Source organism: Variovorax sp. VRV01, assembly GCF_014852545.1.
Lineage (GTDB): Bacteria > Pseudomonadota > Gammaproteobacteria > Burkholderiales > Burkholderiaceae_C > Variovorax > Variovorax beijingensis_A.
Window position 1 is genome coordinate 53,138 of sequence record NZ_JACVBS010000002.1, and the last position, 25,200, is coordinate 78,337.

At 69.3% G+C, this 25,200-nt stretch carries 24 protein-coding genes; 12 read left to right on the forward strand and 12 right to left on the reverse strand.

Going from position 1 to position 25,200, the window contains the following annotated elements; all coding sequences use genetic code 11:
* Positions 1-5: 5 nt before the first annotated feature.
* The 4 genes from IB278_RS03940 to IB278_RS03955 all read right to left on the reverse strand — a co-directional run bounded on the left by IB278_RS03940 (position 6) and on the right by IB278_RS03955 (position 3,035).
* The gene (locus IB278_RS03940; RefSeq protein ID WP_192322685.1) at positions 6-500 is read right to left on the reverse strand and encodes a hemerythrin domain-containing protein; all 495 of its coding nucleotides are present in this window, start codon (positions 498-500) and stop codon (positions 6-8) included.
* A gap of 116 nt (positions 501-616) precedes the next feature.
* A complete protein-coding gene (locus IB278_RS03945) occupies positions 617-1,120 on the reverse strand; it encodes a hypothetical protein (RefSeq protein WP_192322686.1) in 504 nt (167 codons plus the stop codon).
* Between the two features lie 15 nt (positions 1,121-1,135).
* Positions 1,136-1,915, reverse strand: a complete 780-nt coding sequence (locus tag IB278_RS03950) for an alpha/beta hydrolase family protein (protein WP_145743219.1) — start codon at positions 1,913-1,915, stop codon at positions 1,136-1,138.
* Positions 1,896-3,035 carry a DUF3182 family protein gene (locus tag IB278_RS03955; RefSeq protein WP_307697495.1) on the reverse strand — a complete coding sequence of 380 codons (1,140 nt, stop codon included), beginning with the start codon at positions 3,033-3,035 and terminating at the stop codon, positions 1,896-1,898. The genes IB278_RS03950 and IB278_RS03955 overlap by 20 nt, the downstream gene beginning before the upstream one ends.
* 408 nt (positions 3,036-3,443) lie before the next feature.
* Between IB278_RS03955 and IB278_RS03960 the strand changes: the two genes are divergently transcribed.
* The 3 genes from IB278_RS03960 to IB278_RS03970 all read left to right on the forward strand — a co-directional run bounded on the left by IB278_RS03960 (position 3,444) and on the right by IB278_RS03970 (position 4,774).
* Positions 3,444-3,644, forward strand: coding sequence for a hypothetical protein (locus IB278_RS03960; protein WP_192322688.1), 201 nt, complete (start codon positions 3,444-3,446; stop codon positions 3,642-3,644).
* Between the two features lie 106 nt (positions 3,645-3,750).
* Positions 3,751-4,359: an isochorismatase family cysteine hydrolase gene (locus IB278_RS03965; protein WP_192322689.1), complete on the forward strand. Its 609-nt coding sequence runs from the start codon at positions 3,751-3,753 to the stop codon at positions 4,357-4,359.
* A 22-nt stretch (positions 4,360-4,381) separates the two neighbouring features.
* Positions 4,382-4,774, forward strand: coding sequence for a VOC family protein (locus IB278_RS03970; protein WP_192322690.1), 393 nt, complete (start codon positions 4,382-4,384; stop codon positions 4,772-4,774).
* Positions 4,775-4,852: 78 nt separating this feature from the next.
* Here IB278_RS03970 and IB278_RS03975 read toward each other — a convergent pair whose 3' ends face one another.
* Complete coding sequence (locus IB278_RS03975) at positions 4,853-5,167, reverse strand: plasmid stabilization protein (RefSeq protein WP_145743210.1); 315 nt, start codon at positions 5,165-5,167, stop codon at positions 4,853-4,855.
* A 213-nt stretch (positions 5,168-5,380) separates the two neighbouring features.
* Here IB278_RS03975 and IB278_RS03980 point away from each other — a divergent pair, with 213 nt between their 5' ends.
* Together IB278_RS03980 and IB278_RS03985 are read left to right on the forward strand one after the other, a co-directional pair.
* A complete protein-coding gene (locus IB278_RS03980; RefSeq protein WP_192322691.1) occupies positions 5,381-5,860 on the forward strand; it encodes a DUF421 domain-containing protein in 480 nt (159 codons plus the stop codon).
* 43 nt (positions 5,861-5,903) lie between these two features.
* Complete coding sequence (locus tag IB278_RS03985) at positions 5,904-7,685, forward strand: thiamine pyrophosphate-requiring protein (protein WP_192322692.1); 1,782 nt, start codon at positions 5,904-5,906, stop codon at positions 7,683-7,685.
* A gap of 16 nt (positions 7,686-7,701) precedes the next feature.
* Here the strand turns inward: IB278_RS03985 and IB278_RS03990 are convergent, their stop codons facing one another.
* Positions 7,702-8,136: a hypothetical protein gene (locus tag IB278_RS03990; protein ID WP_145743204.1), complete on the reverse strand. Its 435-nt coding sequence runs from the start codon at positions 8,134-8,136 to the stop codon at positions 7,702-7,704.
* Between the two features lie 256 nt (positions 8,137-8,392).
* On the opposite strand from IB278_RS03990, the gene IB278_RS03995 reads away from it, so the two are divergent.
* Entirely contained in the window at positions 8,393-8,824 is a 432-nt protein-coding gene (locus IB278_RS03995) for a hypothetical protein (RefSeq protein WP_145743202.1), read from the forward strand.
* A 39-nt stretch (positions 8,825-8,863) separates the two neighbouring features.
* Positions 8,864-9,127 carry a hypothetical protein gene (locus IB278_RS04000; RefSeq protein WP_012747128.1) on the forward strand — a complete coding sequence of 88 codons (264 nt, stop codon included), beginning with the start codon at positions 8,864-8,866 and terminating at the stop codon, positions 9,125-9,127.
* Positions 9,128-9,133: 6 nt separating this feature from the next.
* Here IB278_RS04000 and IB278_RS04005 read toward each other — a convergent pair whose 3' ends face one another.
* On the reverse strand, positions 9,134-9,997 hold the full coding sequence (locus IB278_RS04005; RefSeq protein WP_225612708.1) for a c-type cytochrome: 864 nt from the start codon (positions 9,995-9,997) through the stop codon (positions 9,134-9,136).
* Positions 9,998-10,084: 87 nt separating this feature from the next.
* On the opposite strand from IB278_RS04005, the gene IB278_RS04010 reads away from it, so the two are divergent.
* From IB278_RS04010 to IB278_RS04020, 3 genes are read left to right on the forward strand one after another with little or no spacing between them, the layout of a single operon-like run.
* Positions 10,085-10,483, forward strand: a complete 399-nt coding sequence (locus IB278_RS04010; protein WP_192322694.1) for a c-type cytochrome — start codon at positions 10,085-10,087, stop codon at positions 10,481-10,483.
* Complete coding sequence (locus IB278_RS04015; protein ID WP_192322695.1) at positions 10,480-11,424, forward strand: c-type cytochrome; 945 nt, start codon at positions 10,480-10,482, stop codon at positions 11,422-11,424. The genes IB278_RS04010 and IB278_RS04015 overlap by 4 nt, the downstream gene beginning before the upstream one ends.
* Positions 11,421-13,955, forward strand: coding sequence for a cytochrome c oxidase subunit I (locus IB278_RS04020; protein ID WP_192322696.1), 2,535 nt, complete (start codon positions 11,421-11,423; stop codon positions 13,953-13,955). The genes IB278_RS04015 and IB278_RS04020 overlap by 4 nt, the downstream gene beginning before the upstream one ends.
* A 7-nt stretch (positions 13,956-13,962) precedes the next feature.
* Here the strand turns inward: IB278_RS04020 and IB278_RS04025 are convergent, their stop codons facing one another.
* Complete coding sequence (locus tag IB278_RS04025; protein WP_145743192.1) at positions 13,963-14,814, reverse strand: class I SAM-dependent methyltransferase; 852 nt, start codon at positions 14,812-14,814, stop codon at positions 13,963-13,965.
* A gap of 73 nt (positions 14,815-14,887) precedes the next feature.
* On the opposite strand from IB278_RS04025, the gene IB278_RS04030 reads away from it, so the two are divergent.
* Complete coding sequence (locus tag IB278_RS04030; RefSeq protein WP_145743191.1) at positions 14,888-15,328, forward strand: helix-turn-helix domain-containing protein; 441 nt, start codon at positions 14,888-14,890, stop codon at positions 15,326-15,328.
* 154 nt (positions 15,329-15,482) lie between these two features.
* Positions 15,483-15,821 carry a PRC-barrel domain-containing protein gene (locus IB278_RS04035; protein WP_145743189.1) on the forward strand — a complete coding sequence of 113 codons (339 nt, stop codon included), beginning with the start codon at positions 15,483-15,485 and terminating at the stop codon, positions 15,819-15,821.
* 58 nt (positions 15,822-15,879) lie between these two features.
* Here IB278_RS04035 and IB278_RS04040 read toward each other — a convergent pair whose 3' ends face one another.
* The 4 genes from IB278_RS04040 to glgX are packed head-to-tail and all read right to left on the reverse strand — an operon-like array spanning position 15,880 to position 25,179.
* Positions 15,880-16,062 (reverse strand): hypothetical protein, encoded by a 183-nt coding sequence (locus IB278_RS04040; RefSeq protein ID WP_192322697.1) that lies wholly within the window; start codon positions 16,060-16,062, stop codon positions 15,880-15,882.
* A 48-nt stretch (positions 16,063-16,110) separates the two neighbouring features.
* Entirely contained in the window at positions 16,111-21,183 is a 5,073-nt protein-coding gene (locus tag IB278_RS04045) for a malto-oligosyltrehalose synthase (RefSeq protein ID WP_318646667.1), read from the reverse strand.
* Positions 21,176-23,017 carry a malto-oligosyltrehalose trehalohydrolase gene (gene treZ, locus IB278_RS04050; protein ID WP_192322698.1) on the reverse strand — a complete coding sequence of 614 codons (1,842 nt, stop codon included), beginning with the start codon at positions 23,015-23,017 and terminating at the stop codon, positions 21,176-21,178. Before treZ ends, IB278_RS04045 begins: the two co-directional genes overlap by 8 nt.
* On the reverse strand, positions 23,014-25,179 hold the full coding sequence (glgX, locus tag IB278_RS04055; protein ID WP_192322699.1) for a glycogen debranching protein GlgX: 2,166 nt from the start codon (positions 25,177-25,179) through the stop codon (positions 23,014-23,016). The genes treZ and glgX overlap by 4 nt, the downstream gene beginning before the upstream one ends.
* Positions 25,180-25,200: the final 21 nt, after the last annotated feature.

Below are 25,200 nucleotides of genomic sequence, written 5' to 3' on the forward strand. Positions count from 1 at the left end.
GTCGGTCAGGCGGCTGCGGTGAGTTCTTCCATGAGCTCTTCCTTGCGCGCGGCGAGTTGCTCGCGCATGGCCATCAGGTCGAGCCCCCTGGCGGCGCGTGCCTTGACGAAGATCTCGTTGCGCTCTTCCTTCACATGGTGGTCGATGTATTCGCCCAGCACGATGACCTTGGCATCGAACTTGTCGTCCACCTCGGTGGCGGCCTCGATCTGCGCGATCAGTTCCTTGGCGCTGGCGTGCTCGACCTCGGCTTCGTCGAGAAGATCGGTTTCGCTGATCGCCTCGCGCACGGCCGGGTAGAAGATTTCTTCCTCGATCTGCGCATGAACGGTCAGCTCGGTACAGATCTGGTTGGCGAGTTCGCGCTTCTTCTGCTGCACGTCGGCAGCGCGCGAATGGGTCAGTTCCTCGTACTCCTTGAACATCTTCTTGACGTTGCGGTGGTCGGTATCGAGAAGGCTGCATGCATCGGGTGCTGCGCGCTTGGTGGAGTTGGGCATCGTGGGCTCCGGTTGGGTTGATGGAAGCCGAACGATGAAAGGGCCGCCGGCGCGGCGGCGTAGGAAAGCTGCCTGAGTGCGCGTAGCAAGGCGCACTACTCGTGCGCGGTACGGCACTACTCGTGCGCGGTACGGCGCTGGGTCAGCAGGCATCCGGCCGCCAGGCCCACGGCGAAGAGTCCGTAGACCAGCCCCATCGAGCCTTTGGACAGGTGGTGTTCGAAGCCCGGCCTGAGCCGGTGCGGAGTGATCGTGTAGTCCACCGCGCAGGCCAGCGCAGTGGCGGCGCCGGCGCTCGCGAGCGCCGCGGGAGCCGACTGCGCGGGATGCCGGCTGGCATGCAGCCAGCCATAGATCAGCGCCCAGAAGATGGCGCTCGCATGGTGCGTGGCGTAGCCCAGCGCGGTGTGCTTCAGCGTGGGGCCGCGCACATCGAAGGCCTGGTCGCCCCAGAGCCAGTGGCTGGTGGCGTTGGTCGGCGCCACCATGCTACCGGCCTCGCGCCGGCCGCACAGCATCAGCGCGGCGGTGGAGGCAATGCTTGCGAGCGTTCCCGCGACGAGGCCGGTCCGCAGCGTCGAGCGTTGTCTTTCGCTCAGGGTCAGGGCGAGGGTCTGCATGGGAAACCTGTCTTTCTATGCGGGACTCGCGGAAACGGGCCGCGTCATGGTGCCGGTCGCCCGGGCACCCAGCGTCATTTCCGTCATCCAGGAGACCAGGAGTTGTCCATAGGCCTGGCGGTGCGCCTGCTTCGACAGTGCATGGTCGGCACCGGAGAGGACCCGGTAGGTCGCGGAGCGCACGCGCTTGAAGGCACCCAGGTAGTTCTCGATGACCGGGTGCGGCACGATCTGGTCGTGCTCGGACTCCACGATCAGCACGTCGCCCGTGAATGCCTCGCAGGCCGCGAGCGCCCGGTTGTCACGCGGGCCCACCAGGGTGCGGCGATAGGCCACGAGGTCGGGCCTGCTCAGCTGGCCCTTGGGCGCGAGCCACTCGCGGTCGCGGTAGAGCGCCGGCGCCCGCAGCGCGAGCCAGCGCACCGGCCGCATGGTGCTGACCAGCGCCGCCAGGTAGCCGCCGTAGCTGCTGCCGACGATGGCAATGGCCTGCGGGTCGACGGTCGGATGGCTGATGAGCGTGTCGTAGGCCGCGAGCACGTCGCGCAGGTTGTCCTCGCGCGTGACCTCCTGGCGCAATGAGGCATGGCGCGCATGGCCGCGCAGGTCGAAGGTGAGGCAGACGCAGCCGAGCGCGGCAATCTCGTGCGCGCGCGCGATGTACTGCTCCTGGCTGCCATCCCAGCCATGGACCAGGAGAACGCCGGGCACCATCGTGGAGGCGGCAACCAGCGTTCCGGCGATGTGCTGGCCGTCTACGGAGATGTCTATGAAGTTATGTCGTGTCGCTGTCATATGGCTGGAACAATGCGTATTTGGCGAGCGGCCCGATCTGCGAATCGACGCCGCGATAGTGCACCGTTGCGCCCGCCGGGATCGCCGGCGCCTCACCATACGCCTCGAAGCAGGAGATGCGCACGCGCTCGAGCGCCGGGTCGCGCCAGAAGCATTCGAGCGCGACCATTTCGGCCCCGGTGGCGCCGCCCACGCGCCACGACTGCTCGAGCACGCCCGAGCGCCAGGCGCCGTCCGCGCCCAGCCCCTGCGCCACGTCGTAGTTCACGCGGGAGGCAAAGAAACCGGGGTAGCAGTCGATCACCGCATGGTGGTAGCGCCGCGCCTGGTCGATGGCCAGGCAAAGCGCGGGCGGCGGGCTGGTCATGGCCAGCAGCGCATCGAAGTTGCCGCGCACGAGCGTCAGGTCGGAGCCGCCGTAGACGTTCTGGCCGGTGTTGTCGCGCGTCATCCGCTGGCGGCCGAAGTAGCTCAGGATCATCTGGTCGACCAGCACCTGCCCGACGCTGTAGGTCTCCGGCCTGGCGAGGTTTTCTTCGAGCACCACGCCGTGCAGCGCAATCTCGCCCTCGTCCATGGCCGCGAGGCAGCGGTCCAGGGCATCGGCATCGGCGGCCACGGCCTGGCCACGCCCGCCGGTGGCGCACACCGGCTTGATGCGCACCGCGCCGCTTTCCAGCAGGTGGCGCCCAGCCCATCGCGCGTCTTCGAGCGAGAACGCCGAAAAGCCGCCGAGCACCGCCTGCGACACGGCAGGGGCGAAGGCCGGCTCCCATCCTTCGGGGCAGACCGCCGCCCTGCCCACCAGCGGGTGCGTGATCGCCTTGGTGGCGACGAAGGGGTGCGGAACCACGCCGCCGAACAGGTCGTGCAGCGTCGAGATGCCGAGCGAGCGCGCCAGCTGCGTGCTGGCGATGGTGTCGCTCGGCACGAAGTACAGCGGCGTGTTCTCGTGCGCGCGCGAGGCGTCGTATTCGCCCGCGTAGCGGAACTGCTTCAGCGCCGCGAGCCGCTGCGCGAAATTGCTGCGCGTGGCCCGTTCGTGATCGCTGCCGTAGGCCTGCGGATCCGCGCTCCAGACCACGACGCTGCCGCCAGTGCTCTTGAGGACCGTGTCCACGAGGGCGACTCCCGAGCTGAAAAGTGTGTCCATGGCATGGGCCCGGGCTTAGCGGTGCGCCTCCAGGCGGATGCCGGAGGAAGCGCCGGTGACAAGGGCAAGAGGCCGGGTGAAAGCGGATCTGTTCATCGGGAGCACTCCTTGTGAACGGTTGGCTGGGTGCATGGGGGCTATCCGTGCATCTCGATGAGGCCGGCTCCTACAGAAGGCCCTCCTGCACGGGCCTAGCTTGTGGCTTCTTTGCAGCAGGCCCCAAGCGGGCGTCGTCCTCGCAGCAATGGTCGGACAGGTTTCGGCCCGGCGGGGCGGGATAACGCGCGTCGTCGTGAAAGAGGCCTCCTACGCGGCCTGCTAAACCGCCCTTCTTCCGCCGGCGCATACTCCGTTTCGTCGCAACCGAGGACGAACATGCCCGCTCCTTCCAACCCGGAGTCCCGTGCGCTCGCCAAGCTGGCCTGGGAGGCCGCCTGGGAACGGCTGGGCAATGCGCTGCAGCCGCCGGCCGGCTATCCGCCGGCCACGCCGGAGCAATTGGCCGAATGCTTCGAGGTCGCGCAAGCACGGCTCGACGAGGTGCGCGCGGCCTACGGCGTGCCGCAAGCCTGCTGAGCAACGGCCCCGGCCGGCCCCGACCAGCGCGCGTGGCACCGACTTTCGCCGCCACGCGGGACTTTCCTACGGCCGCGGCGCCGGCCATTGGGAATGGTGGGACGCCATGGCGCCTCCCCGCTCCCGCTCGCAGCCCCCCGCCCTCGCACCGGCTCCCGCCGCGGGCCACACGGCCCTCCTGATCATCGACATGATCAGCTGCTGGGATTTTCCCGACGCCGAAAAGCTGTTGCCCGGCGCCCATGCCATTGCGGGGCGCATCGCGGCGCTGAAGGCGCGCTGCACGCGCGCCGCGGTGCCCGCCATCTACGTCAACGACAACCGCGGACGCTGGCGCTCGGACTTTCCCAGGCTGGTGGAACTGTCGCTGGCGTCCGGGGGCGCCGGTGCGGAGATCACCTCGGCGCTGCTGCCCCAGGAGACCGACTACTTCGTGCTCAAGCCCAAGCAGTCCGCCTTCTTCGCGACGCCGCTCGAACTGCTGCTCGCGTACCTGAAGGCCAGGCGGCTGATCGTGACCGGCGTGGCGAGCGACCAGTGCATCTGGGCCACCGTGGCCGACGCGGGCATGCGCGACCTGCAGGCCATTGTTCCGCGCGATTGCGTCGCCTCGCAGACGAGCGCACGCAACCAACGCTTCCTGCGCCAGGCGCAGGAGGCGCTGCGCGTCTCCACCACGCCCGGGCCGCGCATTCGCCTGCCCGTGAAGCGCTGATGCGGCCCGAGGACGACCGTTGATGTTTGCGCACATCCAGCTCGGCGTGCAGGACCTTCCCCGCATGACAGACTTCTACGACGAAGTGCTGCGCCACTTCGGCATGGTGCGCTTCACCGATCTCGCGCGCGTCGGGCCGGCGGGCGTGCTGTGGCGGCACCCGGGCGCGCGTTGGCCGCAGTTCGTGATCGACCGTCCGTTCAACAGCGAACCGGCCACCGCCGCCAATGGCTCGCAGGTGAGCTTTCTGGCCGCCTCGCGAGAGGCGGTCGATGTCGCCTGGAAAAGTGCCCTGGCCCATGGCGCCACGGACGCCGGCCCGCCCGGCTTGCGGCCGCGCTATGCCGAAGACTTCTACGCCGCCTACTGCCTGGATCCCGAAGGGCACAAGCTGTGCTTCGTGCACACGCCGTAGGCGGGCGGAACCCGCCGCGGATCATCAGTTCGGGGACATCAGTTCGGAGACCCGCGTCATCGCATGTTTTGCCGGGGATCAGCCGCTGCGCCGCTCGGCGTTGCGCTTGCGCGTGGCCGCAGCCTTCTTCGCCGATGCCGATCGTTCGGCGGCCGTGCGGGACGCTGCCGCGGCGCCGCCCTTGTGGCCGCCGCTGCGCGAGGGCGCGTGGTTCTCCGCCTTGCCGCGGCCGCTGCCGCTCTTCTTGCCGCCGCCGGTCTCGGCATTGACGGTGGCCCAGGCGCGCCTTTCGGCTTCGCCCTTGCCCACGCCGCGATGCTCGTAGCCTTCCTCGATGTGCTCGGCCTTGCGTTTCTGCTTGTCCGTATAGGACGATTTGTCACCTCTTGGCATTGCTTTCTCCTGGTCGTGAAGGAGCGTTTCATGCTGCGCGATCCGTCCTCGCTGCGGGTCGGAGGACACAGGCCTTGTGCGTGGGAGCAGTCTGGCGAGGGCCATTGTGGGATTGCGCCGACGGTGCCTGAGGCCGATTGAACGACATCCGCAGGCGCGACGCGCGCGGAACATCGCGCGGCAGGTGGCCGCCCTCGCCGCCGAAGGGCACATATGAACCTGGCCGACTTGTTCTCCCCCGACCAGCCGCTGCTGGAGATGGTGATCCGCGGCAGCGCCGTCTACTGGTTCCTGCTGATCGTCTTCCGTTTCGTCCTGCGGCGCGACATCGGCTCGATGAGCATGGCCGACCTGCTGTTCATCGTGCTCGTGGCCGATGCGTCGAGCAGCGCGATGCAGGGCGAATACAAGTCCATCACCAATGGCGTGGCGCTGCTGGGCACGCTGATCGCCTGGAACTACCTGCTCGACGTGCTCGCCTACCGCTACGAACTCGTCGCGCGGCTCCTGGAGCCACCGCCCGAGCCGCTGGTGCGGCACGGCAGGCTGGTCGCGCGCACGCTCAGGAAAGAACGCATCACGGTCGACGAGCTGATGGGAAAGCTGCGCGAAGAAGGCGTTGACGATCTCGGCAAGGTCCGCATCGCCCGGCTCGAGAGCGACGGCAAGGTCAGCGTCATCCGCAACGAATGAAACAACAGCCGCCGGCACCCCCCGGCAACGGATTGGAGCCTCGATGAAGAAGACAGTCAGCGATTTCGTGGTCCAGCGCCTGCACGACTGGGGCGTGCGGCGCGTCTACGGCTACCCCGGCGACGGCATCAACGGCCTCATGGGCGCGCTCGACCGGGCGGACGGCGCCATCGAATTCATACAAAGCCGGCATGAGGAACTGGCTGCCTTCATGGCCTGCGCGCATGCCAAGTTCTCGGGCGAGGTGGGCGTCTGCCTGGCCACCTCGGGACCGGGCGCGATCCACCTGCTGAATGGCCTCTACGACGCGAAGCTCGACCGCCAGCCGGTGGTCGCCATCGTCGGCCAGCAGCAGCGCAGCGCGCTCGGCGGCGACTACCAGCAGGAGGTGGACCTGGTTTCGCTGTTCAAGGACGTGGCGCACGAGTTCGTGCAGATGGCCACCAGCGCGGAGCAGGTTCGCCACCTGATCGATCGCGCGATGCGCATCGCGCGCGACCGCCGCGCCGTCACCTGCGTGATCGTGCCCAACGACGTGCAGGAGCTGCCGGCGGTGCCGGTGCCGCCGCGCAGGCACGGCACCGTGCACAGCGGCATCGGCAGCACGGCCAGCGCCACGGTGCCGAACGCCGCGGCGCTGGGGCAGGCGGCGGACATCATCAACGCGGGCGGCAAGGTGGCCATCCTGGCGGGCGCAGGCGCCCTGCATGCCACGGACGAACTGATCCATACAGCCGAGCGGCTCGGGGCCGGCATTGCCAAGGCCCTCCTCGGCAAGGCGGCGGTACCCGACGACCTGCCCTTCGTGACCGGCGCCATCGGCGTGCTCGGCACGCGGCCCAGCTCGCGCATGATGGAGGACTGCGACACCTTGCTGATGGTGGGCTCGTCGTTTCCGTACGCCGAATTCCTGCCGCCCGAGGGCCAGGCCCGCTGCGTGCAGATCGACACCGACCCGCGCGCCATCGGGCTGCGCTACCCCGCGGAACTGGGCCTGGTCGGCGACAGCCGTGCCACGCTCGCGGCGCTGCTCCCGCTGCTCGATCACAAGGAACACGGCGCCTGGCGCCAGGGCATCGAGGCCGACGTGGCGCGCTGGTGGCGGGTGCTCGAGGCGCGCGCCCATGTGGAGGCCTCGCCGGTCAATCCGCAGCGCGTGTTCTGGGAGCTGTCGCCGCGCCTGCCCGAAGAAGCGGTGCTCACCTGCGACAGCGGCACGGCCGCCAACTGGTACGCACGCGACGTCAAGCTGCGCCGCGGCATGAAGGCCAGCCTGTCCGGCGGCCTCGCCACCATGGGCCCGGCGCTTCCCTATGCGATTGCGGCCAAGCTGGTGCATCCCGACCGGCCCGTGGTCGCGATGCTGGGCGACGGCGCCATGCAGATGAACGGCCTCAATGCGCTCATCACCCTGGCGCGCATGTGGCGCGGCTGGGCCGACCCGCGCCTCGTGGTCATGGTGCTGAACAACCGCGACCTCAACCTCGTGAGCTGGGAGCAGCGCGTGCTCGGCGGGGATCCGAAGTTCAACGCCTCGCAGGAGCTGCCCGACTTTCCCTATGCGCGCTTCGCCGGGATGCTCGGGCTTGCGGCCCTGCGCGTCGACACGCCCGAAGCCGTCGGCCCGGCATGGGACGCCGCCTTTGCGGCCGACCGCCCGATGCTGCTGGAGATGGTCACCGATTCCGCCGTGCCGCCGCTGCCGCCCGATGTCTCGCTCGCCCAGGCCAAGGCCTACCTGCTGGCCCTGTGGCAGGGGGATCCCGAAGCCATGCGGACCATCAGGGCCACCATGCGGGAATACTGGGCCAGCGCGACAGCGTGACGAGCCTTCTCTCCTGCTACTGCCCGGTCTTGATGCCCGCCCTGGCCTTCGATTCTTCCTCGCTCGCGCGCGACAGGCATGCGGCCTTGTCGCCGTCCTGCCGCTCGTTGCACTTCTCCCTGGCAATCTCGTAGTTCACCGCCACCCGCGTTTCGGCGAGCCTGCGGGCATTGGCGTCGCTGGGGCTGCGCTGGTGGTCGAGTTCGGCAAGTGCAATCCTCTGGCGGCCCTGCGCTTCCTTGATGCAGACCGCCCTGGCGGGCTCGACCTGTTTCTCGCACTGTTCCAGCGCGGCCTTCAGGTTGGCGCCGATCCGCTCCCGCGCAGCGCCGTATTCGACGATGGCCGGATCGATCTCGGCCGGATGCGGCGGCGAAGTCTGCGCACCCGCCGGAATGATCATCGCCGCCCACAGCAGCGCGGCGGCGAACAACGCGTGAAGCCTTTGCATGGCGATCTCCTGTCAGTCGCTCTTGCCGCAGTGTGGGCGCCGCATCGTCCGCGCCGGTAGGACGTGCGCCCAAGCCCGCCGGAGGCACCGCCGACGCCCCCGCCGATGCATGCCCGCACGCGCGGGCAGCGTCAGCATGTGCTTACGACCGCTTCGCAAGGCGTCCTACCGCTTCGCAGCGGCCGACTTCTATATTGGCCTCGGACGCCGGATCTTCCCCCTGCAAGAAAAACCACCGGTGTCAAGGAGTTCAACCATGAAGAAACTGCTATTGATGTGTGCCGCAGCCTCCTGCATGGCGGTGGTCCAGGTGCATGCGCAAGTGAACACGCCTCCTGCGGCGGCCACCGATCCGGCCATGGCCGAATACAAGGCCGCGCGCGACAAAATCGCGGCCGACTACAAGGCCGACAAGGCGGCATGCGATGCCATGAAGGACAACGCCAAGGACGTCTGCATCGAAGAAGCCAAGGGCAAGGAAAAGATTGCCAAGGCCGAACTCGACCAGAAGCAGAAGCCCAGCGACAGCAACGCGCGCAAGGTGGCCGAAGCCAAGGTGGAAGCGGCCTATGCGATCGCCAAGGAAAAGTGCGACGACCAGAAGGGCGACGCCAAGAACGCCTGCGTGAAGGAAGCCAAGGCCACCGAGGCCAAGGGCAAGGCCGACATCAAGGCGATGAAGAAGTAAGCAGTGGCGCACAGCCCCCGGCACCGGACCCGAGAAGCGGTGAAGCCCTTGCAGACGCTCGCCATCTCCGAAGCCCTGCGCGCCCAGCTGTCGGCCGACAACCTCCTGGCCATCAATTCGCATGGCCAGGAGGTTCTTCATGGGCTCGACTTCGACGAGTCGCAGCTTCTCGTGGATTGCAGCGAGCAGCAGCCTACGGATCCTTCCATGCGCGAGCGGTGCGCGCAGCTCGTCATCAAGCACGAGCGGGCCCGGCTGCGCATTGCCACGGTCGACGACGAACGCAACGCGGCCAAATTCTAGAAAGGCTCAGCGCAGCGCCGCCAGGTAGGCGGCGATGTCGCGCGCGTCCTGCTCGGACACGCCCATCTCCGGCATGGCCGTGAGCGGATCCACCTCGCGCGTATGGCGCAGCCAGCGCACCATGTTGTCCGGCGTGTTGGAGAGCTTTCCCGCGATCAGCGAACGGCCGCCCATGCCCGCGAGCGGAGGCCCCACGTTCGGCGACGAGCCCGTGATGCCCGGGATCGTGTGGCAGGCGCTGCATGCGTACTGGTACAGCGCGCGCGCGCCGCGCTGCGCATCGGCCACCCGCAGCGGTGCGGCGCTCTCTGCCGGCCCGCATGCCGGCCGCGCCACTGCGCCCTGCGCGCGGGAGGGCTCCGCGCGCGTTGCTTCGGCGTACTGCTGCGGCGTGAGCTCGGGCAGGCGCGCCATGAACGCCACCACCGACCACAGGTCTTCCTCGGACAACCTGAACTCCCAGGCCGGCATGCCGCTCATGCGGATGCCGTGCTTGGTCAGCCAGTAGAGTTCGCGCGGCTTCCAGTGGTGCCGCGCATCCACCAGCGGTCCCGGCAGCGGCTGCATGCTCTTCCCGATGTCGCCCTGCGCGACGCCCGGCGCGCCATGGCATTGCACGCACTTGTCGCGAAAGCAGGCCGCGCCGCGCATCACCAGCCGCTCGTCGTCGAGCCGCGGCGGCTCGATGTTGCGCGCGCGCATCCTCACCGACTGGTGCATGGCGGTTTCCAGCAGCGAATAGACCGGCTGGAAATGCTGCTGCGTGGCCGCCACGTCGTACAGGCCGCCATACACCACCAGCGCGCCCGCTGCCGCGCCCGCGAGGCCCAGCGCGGCGACAGTCAGCAGGACGGTCTTGGGTGCACCCATCGGCAGCATTCAATTGGCGGCATTGTCCGACGCGCACCAGCGCCGCCGTGTCGGCGCAAGCCGCATTCCAATCCGCAGAATCGCGGCATGGTGGCCGCCCCCTCATGCCCTGCCGTGTGTCCGCTCGCCCTGCTGTTGCTGACGATGCTCGCGGCCGGATGCACGCCGGGAGAAAGCGGCCCCGTCTTCGAGCGCGCGCCGCCCGCGCAGCGCGAGCGCGGAAGGCTGCTGCTGGCGCAATACCAGTGCGGAAGCTGCCACACCATTCCCGATGTGCAGGCCGCGCGCGGCCGCACCGGCCCCACGCTCGCCGCCTTCGGCCGCCGCAGCTACATTGCCGGCCAGGTGCCGAACGGCCCCGACGCTTTGGGGCGCTGGATCGTGGCGCCGGCCGCCATGGTGCCGGGCACCACCATGCCCGCGATGGGCGTCTCGCCCCAGGACGCGCGCGACATGGCGGCCTACCTGCTCGCGCTCGAGAAATGAACGCGGCGAGCGAGGGCGCATCCCAATCCGCCCTGCGGGCCGCCGGCCCCGTTGCGCAATCGCTGCTCGAAGTGAGCGGCGTGCTGGCGGTGGGCGGCGCGGTGATCTTCGCCGGGGTCATGCTGCTGCTCGTGCTCGCCGTTGCCCGCCCGGGGGGCGACGGGGTGAGCACGCGCCGGTGGCTGCTCGGCGGGGGTCTCGCGTTTCCGACGGTAGTGCTCTCGGCGCTCTTCGCCTACAGCGAATTCCACCGGCCGCCGTGGCGGCCCATTCCACCGCCCGGTGCGCTGATCGTCGGCGTCACGGGCCACATGTGGTGGTGGGAGGTGCGCTATCGCGACGCCGCCAGCGGCGCCGAGGTCGTCACCGCGAACGAGATCCGCATTCCCGTCGGCCGGCCAATCTATTTCGGCCTTGGCAGCGCCGACGTGATCCACAGTTTCTGGGTGCCTTCGCTCGGCGGCAAGATGGACATGCTGCCCGGCCGCGTGCAGCACCTGCTGCTGCAGGCCGACCGGCCCGGCACCTGGCGCGGACAGTGCGCCGAATACTGCGGCGAGCAGCATGCGCGCATGGCGCTGCATGTGGTGGCCGAGGAACCCGCGGCCTTCGATGCCTGGCTCGCAGCGCAGGCCAGGCCGGCGGCCGCGGCGTCGCGCGAGATCGAACGCGGCCGCGAGGCCTTCCTCGCGCACCGCTGCAACGCCTGCCATACGGTGCGCGGCGTGAGCGAGCAAAGCCGCCTCGGACCCGATCTCACGCACGTGGGCAGCCGGCTGCATCTGGGTGCCGGCACCGTGGCGAACGATGCCGCGCAACTCGCCGCATGGGTGGCCCATACGCAGCAGCTGAAGCCAGGCGCGCGCATGCCCTCCGCCGGCGATCGCATCGGCGAGGCCGACCTGCAATCCATCGCGGCCTGGCTCGCGCAACTGAAATGACGGCGCAGGTTCCCGAGGAAGGCCGTACCAGCGCGCAGCCGCGCCCCGCAGGCGAGCGCGAGGCGCTCGAGCGCGCGTGGCGCCCGCCCGTCGGCTGGCGGCAGCTCTCGGCGGTGAACAACACGCGCATCGGCGTGTTCTACATCGCCACCGCCATGCTCTTCTTCGTGCTGGCCGGCATCCTCGCGCTGATGATGCGCACGCAGCTCGCGGTGCCCGACAACCACCTGATCGACGCGGGCACCTACAACCAGCTCTTCACGATGCACGGCACCGTGATGATGTTCCTGTTCGCGGTACCCATCGTCGAGGCCGTGGCCATCTACCTGCTGCCGGGCATGCTGGGTGCGCGCGACCTGCCCTTTCCGCTGCTCTCGGCCTATGCGTTCTGGGCCTATGCCATCGGCGGCATCGCCTTCTTCTGCACGCTGTTCTTCGGCGTATCGCCCGATGGCGGCTGGTTCATGTATCCGCCGCTGACCGGCAAGGAGTTCTCGCCGGGGCGCGGCGCCGACTGGTGGCTGCTGGGCATCGGGTTCATCGAGATCTCGGCCATTGCGGGCGCCATCGAGCTGATCGTGGGCGTGCTGTTCACGCGCGCGCCCGGCATGACGCTGATGCGCATGCCGATCTTCGCCTGGGCCATGCTGGTCACCGCGCTGATGATCGTGATCGCGTTTCCCGCCGTGATCGCGGCCACCATGCTGCTGGAGCTGGAGCGCGCGTTCGACTGGCCCTTCTTCATTCCCGCGCGCGGCGGCGATCCGCTGCTGTGGCAGCACCTGTTCTGGTTCTTCGGCCACCCGGAGGTCTACATCATCTTCCTGCCCGCGGCCGGCATGGTGTCGATGATGGTCGCCACGCTCGCGGGCACCCCGCTGGTGGGCCACCGCGCGGTGGTGCTCGCGCTCATCGGCGTGGGCGTGGTGAGCTTCGCGCTGTGGGTGCACCACATGTTCACTGCGGGCCTTGGCAACCTCTCGCTGCTGGTGGTGTCGGCCGCGAGCTTCATCGTGGCCATACCGAGCGGCGTGCAGATGTTCGCATGGATTGCCACCTTCTGGCGCGGCCGCGTCACGCTCAATGCGCCCACGCTGTTCCTGCTCGGCTTTCATTTCATCTTCGTGCTGGGCGGCCTCACCGGCGTGATGGTGGCGGTGCTGCCCTTCGACTGGCAGGCGCACGACAGCTACTTCATCGTCGCGCACCTGCACTACGTGCTCATCGGCGGCATGGTGTTTCCGGTGTTCGCGGGCTTCTACTACTGGGCGCCGGTCTTCAACGGCCATCGGCTTTCCGAGCGCTGGGGCCGCTGGGTTTTCGGGCTGATGTTCGGCGGCTTCAATCTGGCGTTCTTCCCGATGCACATCGCGGGCATGCTCGGCATGCCGCGGCGCGTGTACACCTATGCCGGCGATCTGGGCTGGAACGCGCTCAACATGCTGTCGACCGTTGGCGCCTACACGCTCGCGGCCGGCGTGCTGCTCTTCATGGTGGACGCGGCGCGCATGCTGCGCCGGCCCCGGCAGGACCACGGCAATCCCTGGCGCGCGGGCACGCTCGAATGGCTGCCGCCGCGTGAATACGCCGTGCGCAGCATTCCGCAGGTGGATTCACGCTATCCGCTGTGGCGGCAACCCGCGCTGCCGCAAGAAGTGGAGGCCGGTCGCCACTGGCTGCCGGGCACGGTGTTCGGCGGCCGCGAGACGCTGGTGACCAGCCCGCGCGACGCGCGGCCGATGCACCTGCTGCGCCTGCCGACCGACAGCTGGTGGCCGCTGGCGGCGGCGGCCGGCACCGCGGGCTTCTTCCTGCTCCTCACGGTGTCGCAGACGCTGCCTGCGTTGACCTGCGGCGTGATCGCGGTCGCATGCATCCTGCGCTGGCTGTGGGACTCCGACCGTCCGCCGCCGGTGGCGACGGTCGACGTCGGCCATGGCGTGCACCTGCCGGTCGGTGCGCATGGCCGGGCATCGCACTCGTGGTGGGCCATGATCGTGCTCATTGCAGTGGACATGACGATTTTCGTGTCGCTGCTCTACACCCACGTGCACCTGTCGATGGCCAGCGACGTGTGCCCGCCGCCCGGTGCCGCGCTGCCGCCCCTGCGCTGGCCGCTGGGCGCGGCGCTCCTGCTTGCGGCCGGCTCGACCGCCATGGCACTGGCCGCACGCAGGCTGCACGCGGCCGATGTGCGCCGCCAGCGCGGGCTGCGCCTGCTTGCTGCGCTGGCCATGGCCTGCGCTGCCGGCGCGGCGGCGCTCGACATCGGCGGCCATCAGCTCGCCGGGCTCGATCCGCGCGCGCAGGGCTGGAGCGCATCGGTCGGCATGCTGCTGGGCTACCAGGCCTTCCACATCGCGGTGCTGATGCTGATGGGCGGCTATGTGCTGGTGCGTTCGTGGTCGGGCCGGCTGCAGCCTGCGGCTCGCGCGACCATCGACAACACCGCGCTGATGTGGCACTGCGTGACTGCGCAGGGAATCATCGGGGCGCTTGCGGTGCAGGGCGTGCCGCGGCTTTTGGGCTGAGCTGCCGCTACGCAGCCGGCGCCCGGGCACCGATCATCCAGCAGGCGGCGGTGAAGCGAACTTCGCTGCCGTGCACATAAGGCTCGAACGCCGCGCGCACGGCCTCGATGACCCGTGTGCGCGTTCGCTCGTCCGCATCCTGCAGAACCAGGCCGACCGGCCCGAGCCGCGTGAGATAGCCATGCAGCGCCTTCTCGGGCAATGTGCACGCCACATCGATCGGCCGGATGTCGATGCCGGCCCAGCCGCTCTCCTCCAGGATGGACACAACCCGATCGCGGTCCGCAAGGGAGAACTGTCCCGGCGCGCCCGGCTTGCGTGCCGGCAGGTTCGGCAGCAGCGGCGCGGCGGCGCGCTCGGCCGTGGTCATGAACGGGTTCTCCGCGGCGCTGCGCCATGCGATGGCCCGGAGCGCGGCGCCGTCCTTCGCGGCATGCCGCAGGTTGGCGAAAGCCTGCACCGGGCTGTCGAAGAACATCACGCCGAAGCGCGAAACGATCAGGTCGAAGCTTGCGGGCTCGAAGGCCTGCCTCTGCACGTCGCCGCAGATGAAGCTTGCCGGCGCGCCCGCCTGTTCGGCACGCGCGCGGGCCGCGGCGATCATCGGCTCGGAGATGTCGGCACCGACGCAATGCCCTGCCGCGCCGAGCACCCGTGCAATGGCCAGCGTGGTGGCGCCCGTACCGCAGCCGACGTCGAGCACCCGGCGCGCGGACGCGGCGCGCGCCTCGTCCACGAGCAGGTTCTCGAACGGCGCGAACAGCTGGTCGAGCGACTCCTGCGCGTCGACCCAGGCGCGGCCGCCGCGGCCATTCCAGAGGGCGGCTTGTTCGTTGTGTTGCTGTTGCGTGATGTCCATGATGGTTTGTCCTTGGCTTGTCTGTCCGGCGAAAGCTAGACTGTGCAACTTCAAGTCGACTTGAGGTCAAGAGGTGGCGGCACAACATTTGGACATCGCCCAAGTGGCACGGCAATCGGGCGTTCCCGCATCGACGCTGCGGTTCTACGAAGACAAGGGACTGATCGCCTCGAGCGGCCGGCGCGGCCTGCGCCGCCTGTTCGATGCCGGCGTGCTGGAACGCCTGGCGCTGATCGCCGTGGGACGCGCCGCGGGCTTCTCGCTCGACGAGATCGCGCGCATGTTCGCGCCCGAGGGCGGGCCGCGCATCGACCGGCAGATGCTCGCGGCCAAGGCGGACGAGCTCGACCGCACCATCCGCAAACTGAGCGCCATGCGCGACGGCCTGCGGCACGCGGCCGCCTGCCCCGCGCCCAGCCACATGGAATGCCCGACCTTCAGGCGCATCGTGCGCGCCGCGGCCTCCGGGGCCATTGGCGCACGCGAAAAAAAGGCGCGGCAGTTGCCGAATTAGGCGGCGCCTCACGCCGTGCGAGGTGCCAGACAGCCTCCTACAACACGACGGTCTCCCGGCCGATGCGGCAGAAATTTTCTAGATCGAAAGTTGCAATCCTGGGCACTGCAATCTATGCCGCCATTGCCCAGAAATGGCGGCCGGAGACTTTTCCATGGTGAGCGCCAATCCAGTTATTTCGTCAGAGCGTGTCGAGGGGACATCCGTCTACAACACATCGGGAGACAAGCTCGGCAGCATCGATGAACTCATGATCGACAAGATCTCGGGCCAGGTCCGCTATGCCGTGCTGGAGTTCGGCGGCTTCCTGGGCATGGGCACGGACCGCTATCCGATCCCCTGGTCCATGCTGAAGTACGACACCTCGCAGGACGGCTACGTGGTGCCGTTGACCAAGGCGCAGATCGAGGGTGCGCCGAAGTACGCGAGCGACCGCGTGCCCGAGTACGACGATGCGTACAGCGGGACGGTGGACAAGTACTACGGGCTTTGAAAGCACACGGCCGCAGGCCCCGGACACGGCGGCCGCGGCCATCGCCGCCGCGCGATGATCATTCGCCGAACCAGAACACGAGCCAGGACGACAGTGCCATCAAGGTGGTCATCAGGAGGAGCGCATCCTTCTGCCGCAACAGGCCGCGGCGGCACAGTTGGCTCAAGCTGAACATCATCTTGGTCTCCTCGCGGGTTTGGCCCTTTCCGGCAGTGTCGATCGCTGGGTTGATATTCGTCAATTAGGGCGATAGTTCAAAGGCCCGCGCTCGAAGGGCGAGGCGGCCGGCCTAGCGAATCGGATTCTCCGGTCTCAATGCCGCCCAAGGCACGCAGCCGAACACCTCTTCGAGCGGCACGGCGCCGCCATGGATCCTGAGGGATTCCCCGCTCAGCAGGCTCTCCCACTCCCTGCCTGCGACACCCTCAGGCAGCACCACCCTCGTCCCTCGCCACGCATCCGCATCGGGGAGTGCCGGCACACCATCCGACCCCATGCGCGCAATCCCGGCAAACAACCGCCCGGCCATCACCACCAGCGTCTCCCCTTCGTGCCTGCGCGCAAAGGCCACCACGTGCCGCGCCAGCGGTCCTTCGACCGCGAGCCCTTCATAGCTGCCTTCGCGGAACAGCTCCGCATGCTCGCGCCGCATCGACAGCAGCCGCCAGATGAACCAGAGCTTCGCGCGGCCATCGTGCGGCGCCTTTGCCAGCGACTGCACACGCGCGGCAAGATCGGGCCCGCCCGCCATCGCCTGGAGTTCGTCGAGCCGCCGGCTGCGCAGTTCATAGTCCACCGGGCGGCGGTTGTCGGGATCGACCAGGCTCAGGTCGATGAGTTCGCTGCCCTGATAGAGATCGGGCACGCCCGGCGAGGCGTACTTCAGCAGCGTGAGCGTCAAGCCGTTCCACGCGCCGAACCATGAGAGGCGATTGGCCATGCGCTGGATGTCCGCAAGGCAGCCGCCCTCCGACAAGTCCGACAGGATCCGTTGCACCAGGCCCTCGAGCGCCGCCTCGTACGGTGCGTCGGGCTGGGTCCAGCGCGTGTGGAGCTTGGCTTCGCGCGCGGCCTTCTGCATGTACTGCCACACGCGCGCGGCGTAGGCCGGCGCGGAGGCGGCATCCAGGCCGCCGAAGGGCAAGGTGCCGAGCAGGGTCTGGTAGAGCAGGTATTCGTCGGCGCGCGAAGGCGCCGCGTCCGCCGGCTCGCCGCCGCGGCACAGCGCGTGCCAGCGCGCGAGCGCGTCGCGCCACTCGCCCGGCATTTCGGAGAGCACGTCGATGCGGTTGCGTACTTCCTCCGAACGCTTGTTGTCGTGCGTGGAGGTCGCGAGCATGGTGTGCGGCCAGTGCCGTGCGCGGTCGGCGCTCAATGCATGGAACTCTGGCACGTCGAAACCGAATTGGTCGGGCTCGCCGCCGACCTCGTTGAGCGAACTGAGCGGAAAGTAGCGGTAGAACGAAGTGTCCTCCACGCCCTTGGCCGCGACCGGCGCGCTGAACTGCTGGAAGCGCATCGCGAACCGGCGCACGCGCTCGGCCAGCGCCGGTGGCGCATGTGCGGCCGCGGCCTCGCCGCGCAGCGAGCGGCGCACGAAGGCGAAGACGGAGCGGTCGGCATCGACGCTCTGGCGCTCGGCGGCCTCGGTGGCGGCGTCGATGAAATGCGCATCCTGCGCGGAAGGCGCGTCGACGATGTAGGTGCGGTAGACCGGCATGCAGGCTGCCACTTCCGCGAGCGCGCGGCGCAGCGCGTTGAGCGTGTAGTCGCGCGTGCCGCGGTCGGCCCGCGCGATGCGCAGCAGTTCGGCGGAGAGCACGTTGAGTTCCGACGACAGCGCGCTGCGCATGACCTCGCGCTTGCCGGACCTTGCCACCGAATCGAAGTCCTGCGCCTCGCCCGTGAAGCCGTGCCAGGCCTGCCGCAAGGCGTCGGCTGCGGCGGTGTCCACGAGCACGCCGTTGGCCACGTTGGCAAAGCGGTAGCCGGTGGTGCCGTGCACATGCCATTCGACCGGCACCTCTTCTTCCGAGGCCGCGATCTTCTCGGCCACCACATACAGCGGGCGCGGCGGCCGGCCGTCGGGTCCGGTGGCCGGCAGCACGATGCCCGCGCGGCGCGCATAGCCCTCCTGCAACTGCCGGAAGTAGCGCGCGGGGTCGTACAGACCGTCGGGATGGTCGATGCGCAAGCCGTCCACCACGCCGGCCGCAGCAAGGTCGAGCGCGAAGGACTGCGTGGCCTCGAACACCTCGTCGCGCTCCATGCGCACCGCCGCCAGGTCGTTGATGTCGAAGAAGCGCCGGTAGTTGATTTCGTCGGCCGCCACGCGCCAGTAGGCGAGCCGGTAGGCCTGCAGGTCGATGAGCCGGTGAAGCTGGTCGCGCGCCTCGTCCGAGGCCAGATTGAACTCCGCCACCGCCGCCAGCACGGCGCGTGCGAGCGACGGATGCGCCTCGGCCAGATGCGCGAGGCGGGCCTTGAAGAGCTCCTTGTCGCGCACGCGCTCGGTGCACTCCGAAGGTGTCTGCGCGCGGCGGCCCGGCAGATGGCCGAAGGCCGCCGACAAGCTGGCGAGCTGCGCCGCGAGCGCGGGGTCCTTCAGATGCTGCAGCGCTTGCCCGAGAACCACGGGATAGCTTTCGGGTACCAGCGGAAACCGGTGGTCGAAATAGCGCAGCGCGAAGCTGCCCTGCGCCGCTTCGAAGTGCAGCACCAGCTCCCCGCCAGCAAGCACTTCGCCATAGTGCCCGCCGAGCACCGGCAGCAGCACCTTGCCGGCCAGCTCCTTGTTGAGCGGCTGCCAGTCGATGTCGAAGTGATGCGCGAACAGCGAAGCCGGGCCGTTCTCCAGCACATCCATCCACCAGGCGTTGTCGGCACCGAGCACACCCATGTGGTTGGGCACCATGTCGAGCAGCTGCCCCAGGCCGTGCGCCTGCAGCGCCGCGACGAAGCGCGCAAAGCCTTCGGCGCCGCCGAGCTCGGGGTTGACCTCGGCATGGGCCACCACGTCGTAGCCGTGCGTACTGCCCGCGCGCGCGCGCTGGATGGGCGAGCAATACACATGGCTCACGCCGAGCTGCGCCAGATAAGGCAGCACGCGGATGGCATCGTCGAAGCCGAAGCCCTGGTGGAACTGCAGCCGGTAGGTGGCCCTCGGCACGCGCGCCTGCAGCAAGGGCGGCGCCGCTTCCGCGCCCACGCTGCGGCGCGGGCGCGCCGCGCGCAGCTGTTCCGTGAGCCGCCGCATCGCATCGCCCGCCGCGAGCTCCTGCACGGTGGGCGCCAGCTTGCGCCGCCAGTTGGGATGCGTGTCGGTGGTGCCGGGCATGTTGGCCTGCTCCACCTCGCCGGCCACGTCCTCGAGCTGGAACACCATCAGCGCCGACGGCGCCGCGGCAAGAAAGGCATGGACCGCCTGCATGACGCGCGGCGAAGGCACTGCGAGCGACAGCGCCTGTGCCGCCTCGTCGGCGGAGAGCAGCCCCGCCTCTCGCACCGCCAGCATCAGCCGGATGCGTTCCTGCGCGCGGTCCAGCAGCTGCGCATCGAGCAGCCGGGGTTCGGGGAAGAGCCCGAGCGCCAGCCGCAGCCGCAGGTCGTGGCCCGACCACCAGCCCGCGAGCGTGGCGAGATCGTGCGTGCTGATGGCCACCAGCGCGGCCGCCGGATAGTCCGCAGGCGGCGTGAACCCGCCGCCCTGCTGCTTCTCGAAATAGAGCAGCCGGTAGGAGAGCACGTCGGCGCGTGCGAGCGCTTCGCGCATGGCGTCTTCCACCGTACCCAGGTCTTCGCCCACCACCATGCAGCGATGCCGGTGGCTCTCGACCGCCACGATGGCCAGCATCTCCTCGACCGGGTAGCGCACGTAGGCGCCGTCGTGCGGCGAGCGGCCCGGCGGAATCCAGAACAGGCGCATCAGCCCCATCACGTGGTCGATGCGCAGCGCGCCGGCGTGCCGCATGTTGGCGCGCAGCATCTGCACGAAGGGCTGGTAGTGGTGCGTGCGCAGGTGGTCGGGGCGCAGCGGCGGCAGGCCCCAGTTCTGCCCGGCCGGATTGAACTCGTCGGGCGGCGCGCCAATGCTCGCGCCGACCGCGAAGCAGTGCCGCGCGGCCCAGGCGTCGGAGCCGCCGCGGTCCACCGAAACAGCCAGGTCCAGGTAGAGCCCGATGCCCATGCCCAGCGCCTTGCAGCGTTCGCCCGCGCGCGCAAGCTGGCGTTCGGCCACCCATTGCAGGTACTGGTGGTATTGCAGCCGCTCGGCCTGCTCGGCCGCGAAGGCCTGCACCTCGGGCGAATCCGCCTGCCTGTAGGCTTCAGGCCAGGCGAGCCAACCCCAGCATTGCGGATCGGCGGCGGCGAAGTGGGCTTGCAGCGTCTCGAACAAGGCGTGCTGGTGCAACGGCTCGCCCTGCGCCGAGACAAAGGCCAGGAAGGCCTCGCCGCGCGCATCGGGAGCGCCGGCCGGCGAAAGATGCCGCGCGCGGAAATGCTCGAACAGCAGCTCCAGCACCTCGAACTTGGCGGCGGCCACGCCGGCATGGTCGACCAGCGGCGCGGCCCGCAGCGCCGCGAGCCGGCCCTGGAACCCGGGCGATTCGACGTGCCGGCGCGCGGCCTCGCAGGCGGCGAAGTCTTCGACCGCCTCGACGTCGACGTACAGCACGTTGATCCATTGCCGCGACGAGGGGCTGTAGGGGCTGGCGCGCGGCGGATCGGTCGGGAACAGCGCATGCAGCGGATTCAGGCCGATCAGGTCGGCGCCCTGCCCGGCCATGCGGTCGACGAGCGCCTCCAGGTCGCCGAAATCGCCGATGCCCCAGTTGCGTGCCGAGCGCAGCGCATAGAGCTGCAGCGCCGGCCCCCAGACGCGGCCGCCATCCTGCACGGCGGCTGGGCGGTAGCAGCGGCCGGGGGAAGCGATGAGCATGGTCTCGCCGGCCAGCCCGTCGATATGCAGCCAGTGGTAGCCGGGCGCGAGCGGCTCGGCCAGCTGCAGCGTGCAGCTGCCGTGTGGCCAAGGCTGCGCATCGGCTTCGCCCTGGCGCACAAGCCCCTGCTCGTCGCGCAGCCGCCAGCGCAGGCTGCCTGAGCGCTGCGGCAGCTGCAGCGACCAGTGCGATGCATGCGCCTGCACCACCTGCGCCGCCGGCATGGCGGACGCGGAGGACGCATCGGCCTCTTCGCCGACTGCGGCACCGGGCTGCACGCCGAACTCGGCCAGCAGCGCGGCCAGGTTCTCAGGCGTTGCATGGCGCAGCGTTCCAAAGGCGTCGTGGTAGGCCGCCGAGATGCCGTAGTGCCGGCACAGGCGCTCCAGCACATCGTGAGCCCAATGACCCGGATCAGCCACCGGCCATGTCCTCCAGCGTGGCATGCACGGCGCCGCGCTCGAGCCGCAGGCCCGCGGCAACGGCCGCGGCGCCCCGGCTGTGGAGCACCATGCCCGCAGGCGCGGCGGCTTCCACCGCAGGCTGCGCGCCAAGGTTCGCAAGCAGATGAAGACGCTTGCCCGAGAGCTTCCACTGAACCCGGACCAGCCCCTCTTCGCAGCCATGGCTTCCCGCGCCGTGCGTACCGGCCAGGTGCGGCACCAGCAGGCGATGGCGCGCATCGAGCAATTGCTGCACCTCGCACAGCTGCGCGAAATGCGCCCGCGTGCCGCGCTCGCGCCAGCGCAGCTTCGAGGCCTGGAAGGTCTGCTCCGCATTGGGGTCGGGAATGCGCGCGCGTGCGGCTTTGTCGGCAAAGGCCGCGAAGCGACCGAACTCCGCGCGGCGCCCTTCGGCCACGGCCGAGGCCAGCTCGGGGCCGAAATCGCAGAAGTACAGGAATGGCGACGACGCCGCGAATTCGTCGCCCATGAAGAACATGGGCACATGCGGCGACAGCAGCACGCAGGCCAGCGCGGCGCGCACCAGCGCCGGATCGCCCAGCGCATGGATGCGCTCGCCGAACGCGCGGTTGCCGACCTGGTCGTGGGTCTGCAGGTAGGACACGAACGCCACCGGCGGCAGCTGCGTGCTGGGCTCGCCGCGCGGCTCCCCGCCGCGGAAGGCCGAGGGCTGCCCCTGGTAGATGAAGCCTTCGGCCAGCGCGCGCGCGAAGCGGGCCGCGGCGTCGTCTGCATAGTCGGCGTAGTAGCCGTCGCGCTCGCCGGTGGCCAGCACGTGCGCGGCGTGGTGCAGGTCGTCGTTCCACTGCGCCGTGCCCGCCACGGGCAGGCCGTTGCCGTCGCGCGCCAGCAGCGAGGCCTGGTTGGCGTCGTTCTCCAGCACCAGGTGCACCTGGCGCTCGCGTGCCGGCCCGGCGTTCAGCGCCTCGCGGATCTCCTGCACGATGTGCCTGGGCGATGAATCGCGAATGGCGTGGATCGCATCCATGCGCAGGCCGTCGAAATGGAACTCCTCCACCCAGTACAGCGCGTTGTGGATGAAGAAGTCGCGCACGGTGCGCGAGCCCGGTCCGTCGAAGTTGATGGCCGCGCCCCATGGCGTGTGCTCGCTCGCATCGAAGAACTCGGGACAGCATGCATGCAGGTAGTTGCCCTCCGGCCCGAAGTGGTTGTAGACCACGTCGAGCAGCATCATCAGGCCCAGCGCATGCGCAGCGTCGACAAGGGCCTTGAGCTCATCGGGCGTGCCGTAGCTGGCATCGGGCGCGAACTGCAGCACGCCGTCGTAGCCCCAGTTGCGCGCACCGGGAAAATCCGCGAGCGGCATGAGCTCGACCGCGGTGATGCCCAGCTCCGCCAGCTCGCCGAGCCGTTCGCGCGCGGCCCGGAACGTGCCTTCCTCGGTGAAGGTGCCCACGTGCAGTTCGTAGACCACGGCCTCGTGCCACGGGCGGCCGCGCCAGGCGGTGTCGGCCCATGCGTAGCGGGCCGGATTGACCACCTGGCTCGGGCCGTGCACGTCCTGCGGATTGAAGCGCGAGGCCGGGTCGGGCATGGTGGTGCCGTCGGGCAGCCGATAGGCGTAGAGGTCGCCAGCGCGCGCTTCGGCGAGCGTGAGGCGGTGCCAGCCGTCCGCGTCCTGCGCCATGGCGTGCAGGGCCTCCTTCCCGCCGGCCGGCGTGTGCACCAGCGTGACGCCGTGCATGGCCGGCGCCCACAGCGCAAAGTCCACGCCGCCATCGGCGCGCAGCGTGGCGCCGAACGGCATGCGGTGGATGCGGCTGCACGTCATGGCCGCACGTCCGGCCGGCTCAGCACCACCAGCGAGCGGCACTGCAGCGGATAGGCGGGCTCGGACCAGGCGGGCGCGAGCGCGGCCACGTCCTCCGTGGCGGGCGGCGGGGTGCCGCTGGCGGTGTCGAGCAGCAGCCGCCATGCGCCGTAGGGTGCGGGCGGCAGGGTGAATGAAATCTCGTCGTGGTGCGCGTTGAACAGCACCAGGAAATCATCGTCGTGCAGCGCCTCGCCGCGCGGCCCGCGGTCGGCAATGCCGCCGCCGGACATGTACATCGCCAGGCAGCGCGCGTTGGCGTCGCTCCAGTCCTCGGGGCGCATTTCGGCGCCGTCGGGCCGGAGCCAGACCACGTCGGTCACGCTCTCGGCCTCCGAGGGCTTGCCGGCAAAGAAGCTGCGGCGCCGGAACGAAGGATGGGCGCGCCGGAGCGCGATGGTGCGTTCCACGAAGGTGATCAGCGCCTGCCGCTCGGGCGTGGGCGTCCAGTCGATCCAGCTGATGTCGTTGTCCTGGCAGTAGGCGTTGTTGTTGCCGTTCTGCGTGTGGCCGCGCTCGTCGCCGGCCAGGAGCATCGGCACGCCCTGCGACAGCAGCAGCGTGGCCAGCAGGTTGCGCTTCTGGCGCTCGCGCAGCGCCGCGATCTCGGAGTCCTCCGCCGGCCCTTCGGCGCCGCAGTTCCAGGAGATGTTGTGGTTGCTGCCGTCGCGGTTGTCCTCGCCGTTGGCCTCGTTGTGCTTGTCGTTGTAGGAGACCAGGTCGTTGAGCGTGAAGCCGTCGTGCGCGGTGATGAAGTTGATGCTCGCGTTGGGCCGCTTGCCCGACCAGCCGTAGAGGTCTTCCGAGCCGGTGAGCCGCTTGCCGACCTCGCCGATCACGCCCGGATCGCCTTTCCAGAACCCGCGCATGCCGTCGCGGTAGCGGTCGTTCCATTCGGCCCAGCCGAGCGGGAAGTTGCCCACCTGGTAGCCGCCGTGGCCCAGGTCCCAGGGCTCGGCGATGAGCTTGACGCGGTTGAGGGTCGGGTCCTGGCGGATGGCGTCGAAGAAGCCGCCCAGGTTCTCGACCTTGCCGGCCTCGCGTGCCAATGCCGATGCCAGGTCGAAGCGGAAGCCGTCGACATGCATTTCCTCGGCCCAGTAGCGCAGCGAATCCATCACCAGCTGCAGCGCATGCGGATGCTCCAGGTTGACGGTGTTGCCGCAGCCGGTGAAGTCGTCGTAGTAGCGCCGGTGCTCGGCGTTGATGATGTAGTAGGAGGCGTTGTCCACGCCGCGCATCGAGAGCGTGGGCCCGAGCTGGTTGCCTTCGCAGGTGTGGTTGTAGACCACGTCCAGGATCACCTCGATGCCGGCCGAGTGCAGCGTCTTCACCATGGTCTTGAATTCCTTCACCTTGCCCGAAGCGCTGTAGCGCGTCTCGGGAGCGAAGTAGGCCAGCGAGTTGTAGCCCCAGTAGTTCTGCAGCCCCTTCTCCGCCAGGTGCCGGTCATTGAGGAAGCTGTGCACCGGCAGCAGCTCGATGGTGGTCACGCCCAGGCGCTTGAGGTAGTCGACCACGGGCGCGCAGCACAGGCCGCCGTAGGTGCCGCGCAGTTCGGGCGGCACGTCGGGGTGGCGCATGGTGAAGCCGCGCACGTGCAGCTCGTAGATCACCATGTCCTGCCAGGGCACCGAGGGCCGGCGGTCGTCGCCCCAGGTGAAGGCCGGCTCCAGCACGCGGCCCTTGGGCACGAGCGGTGCGCTGTCGCGGCGGTCGAACGAGAGATCTTCGCGCTTGCTGCCGACCGTGTAGCCGTAGAGCGCATCGCCCCAGCGCAGCTCGCCCACCAGGTCTTTCGCGTAGGGATCGACCAGCAGCTTGTGCGGATTGAAGCGATGGCCCTCTTCCGGCTTGTAGGGGCCGTGCACGCGATAGCCGTAGGCCTGGCCAGGGCGGGCCTCGGGCAGGTAGCAGTGCCACACGCCGTCGGTGCGCTCCCGGATCGGGATGCGCTGGATTTCATGGCGGCCCTTGTCGTCGAACAGGCACAGGTCCACCCCTTGTGCATGCTGGGAGAAAAGCGCGAAGTTCACGCCCTCCCCGTCCCAGTTGGCGCCCCTCGGATAGGGGCGCCCCGGCCAGACGGCAGAGATCGGATTGCGTTGGCTGCTGCGTGTCATCAAATGGGATGTGGGAGATAA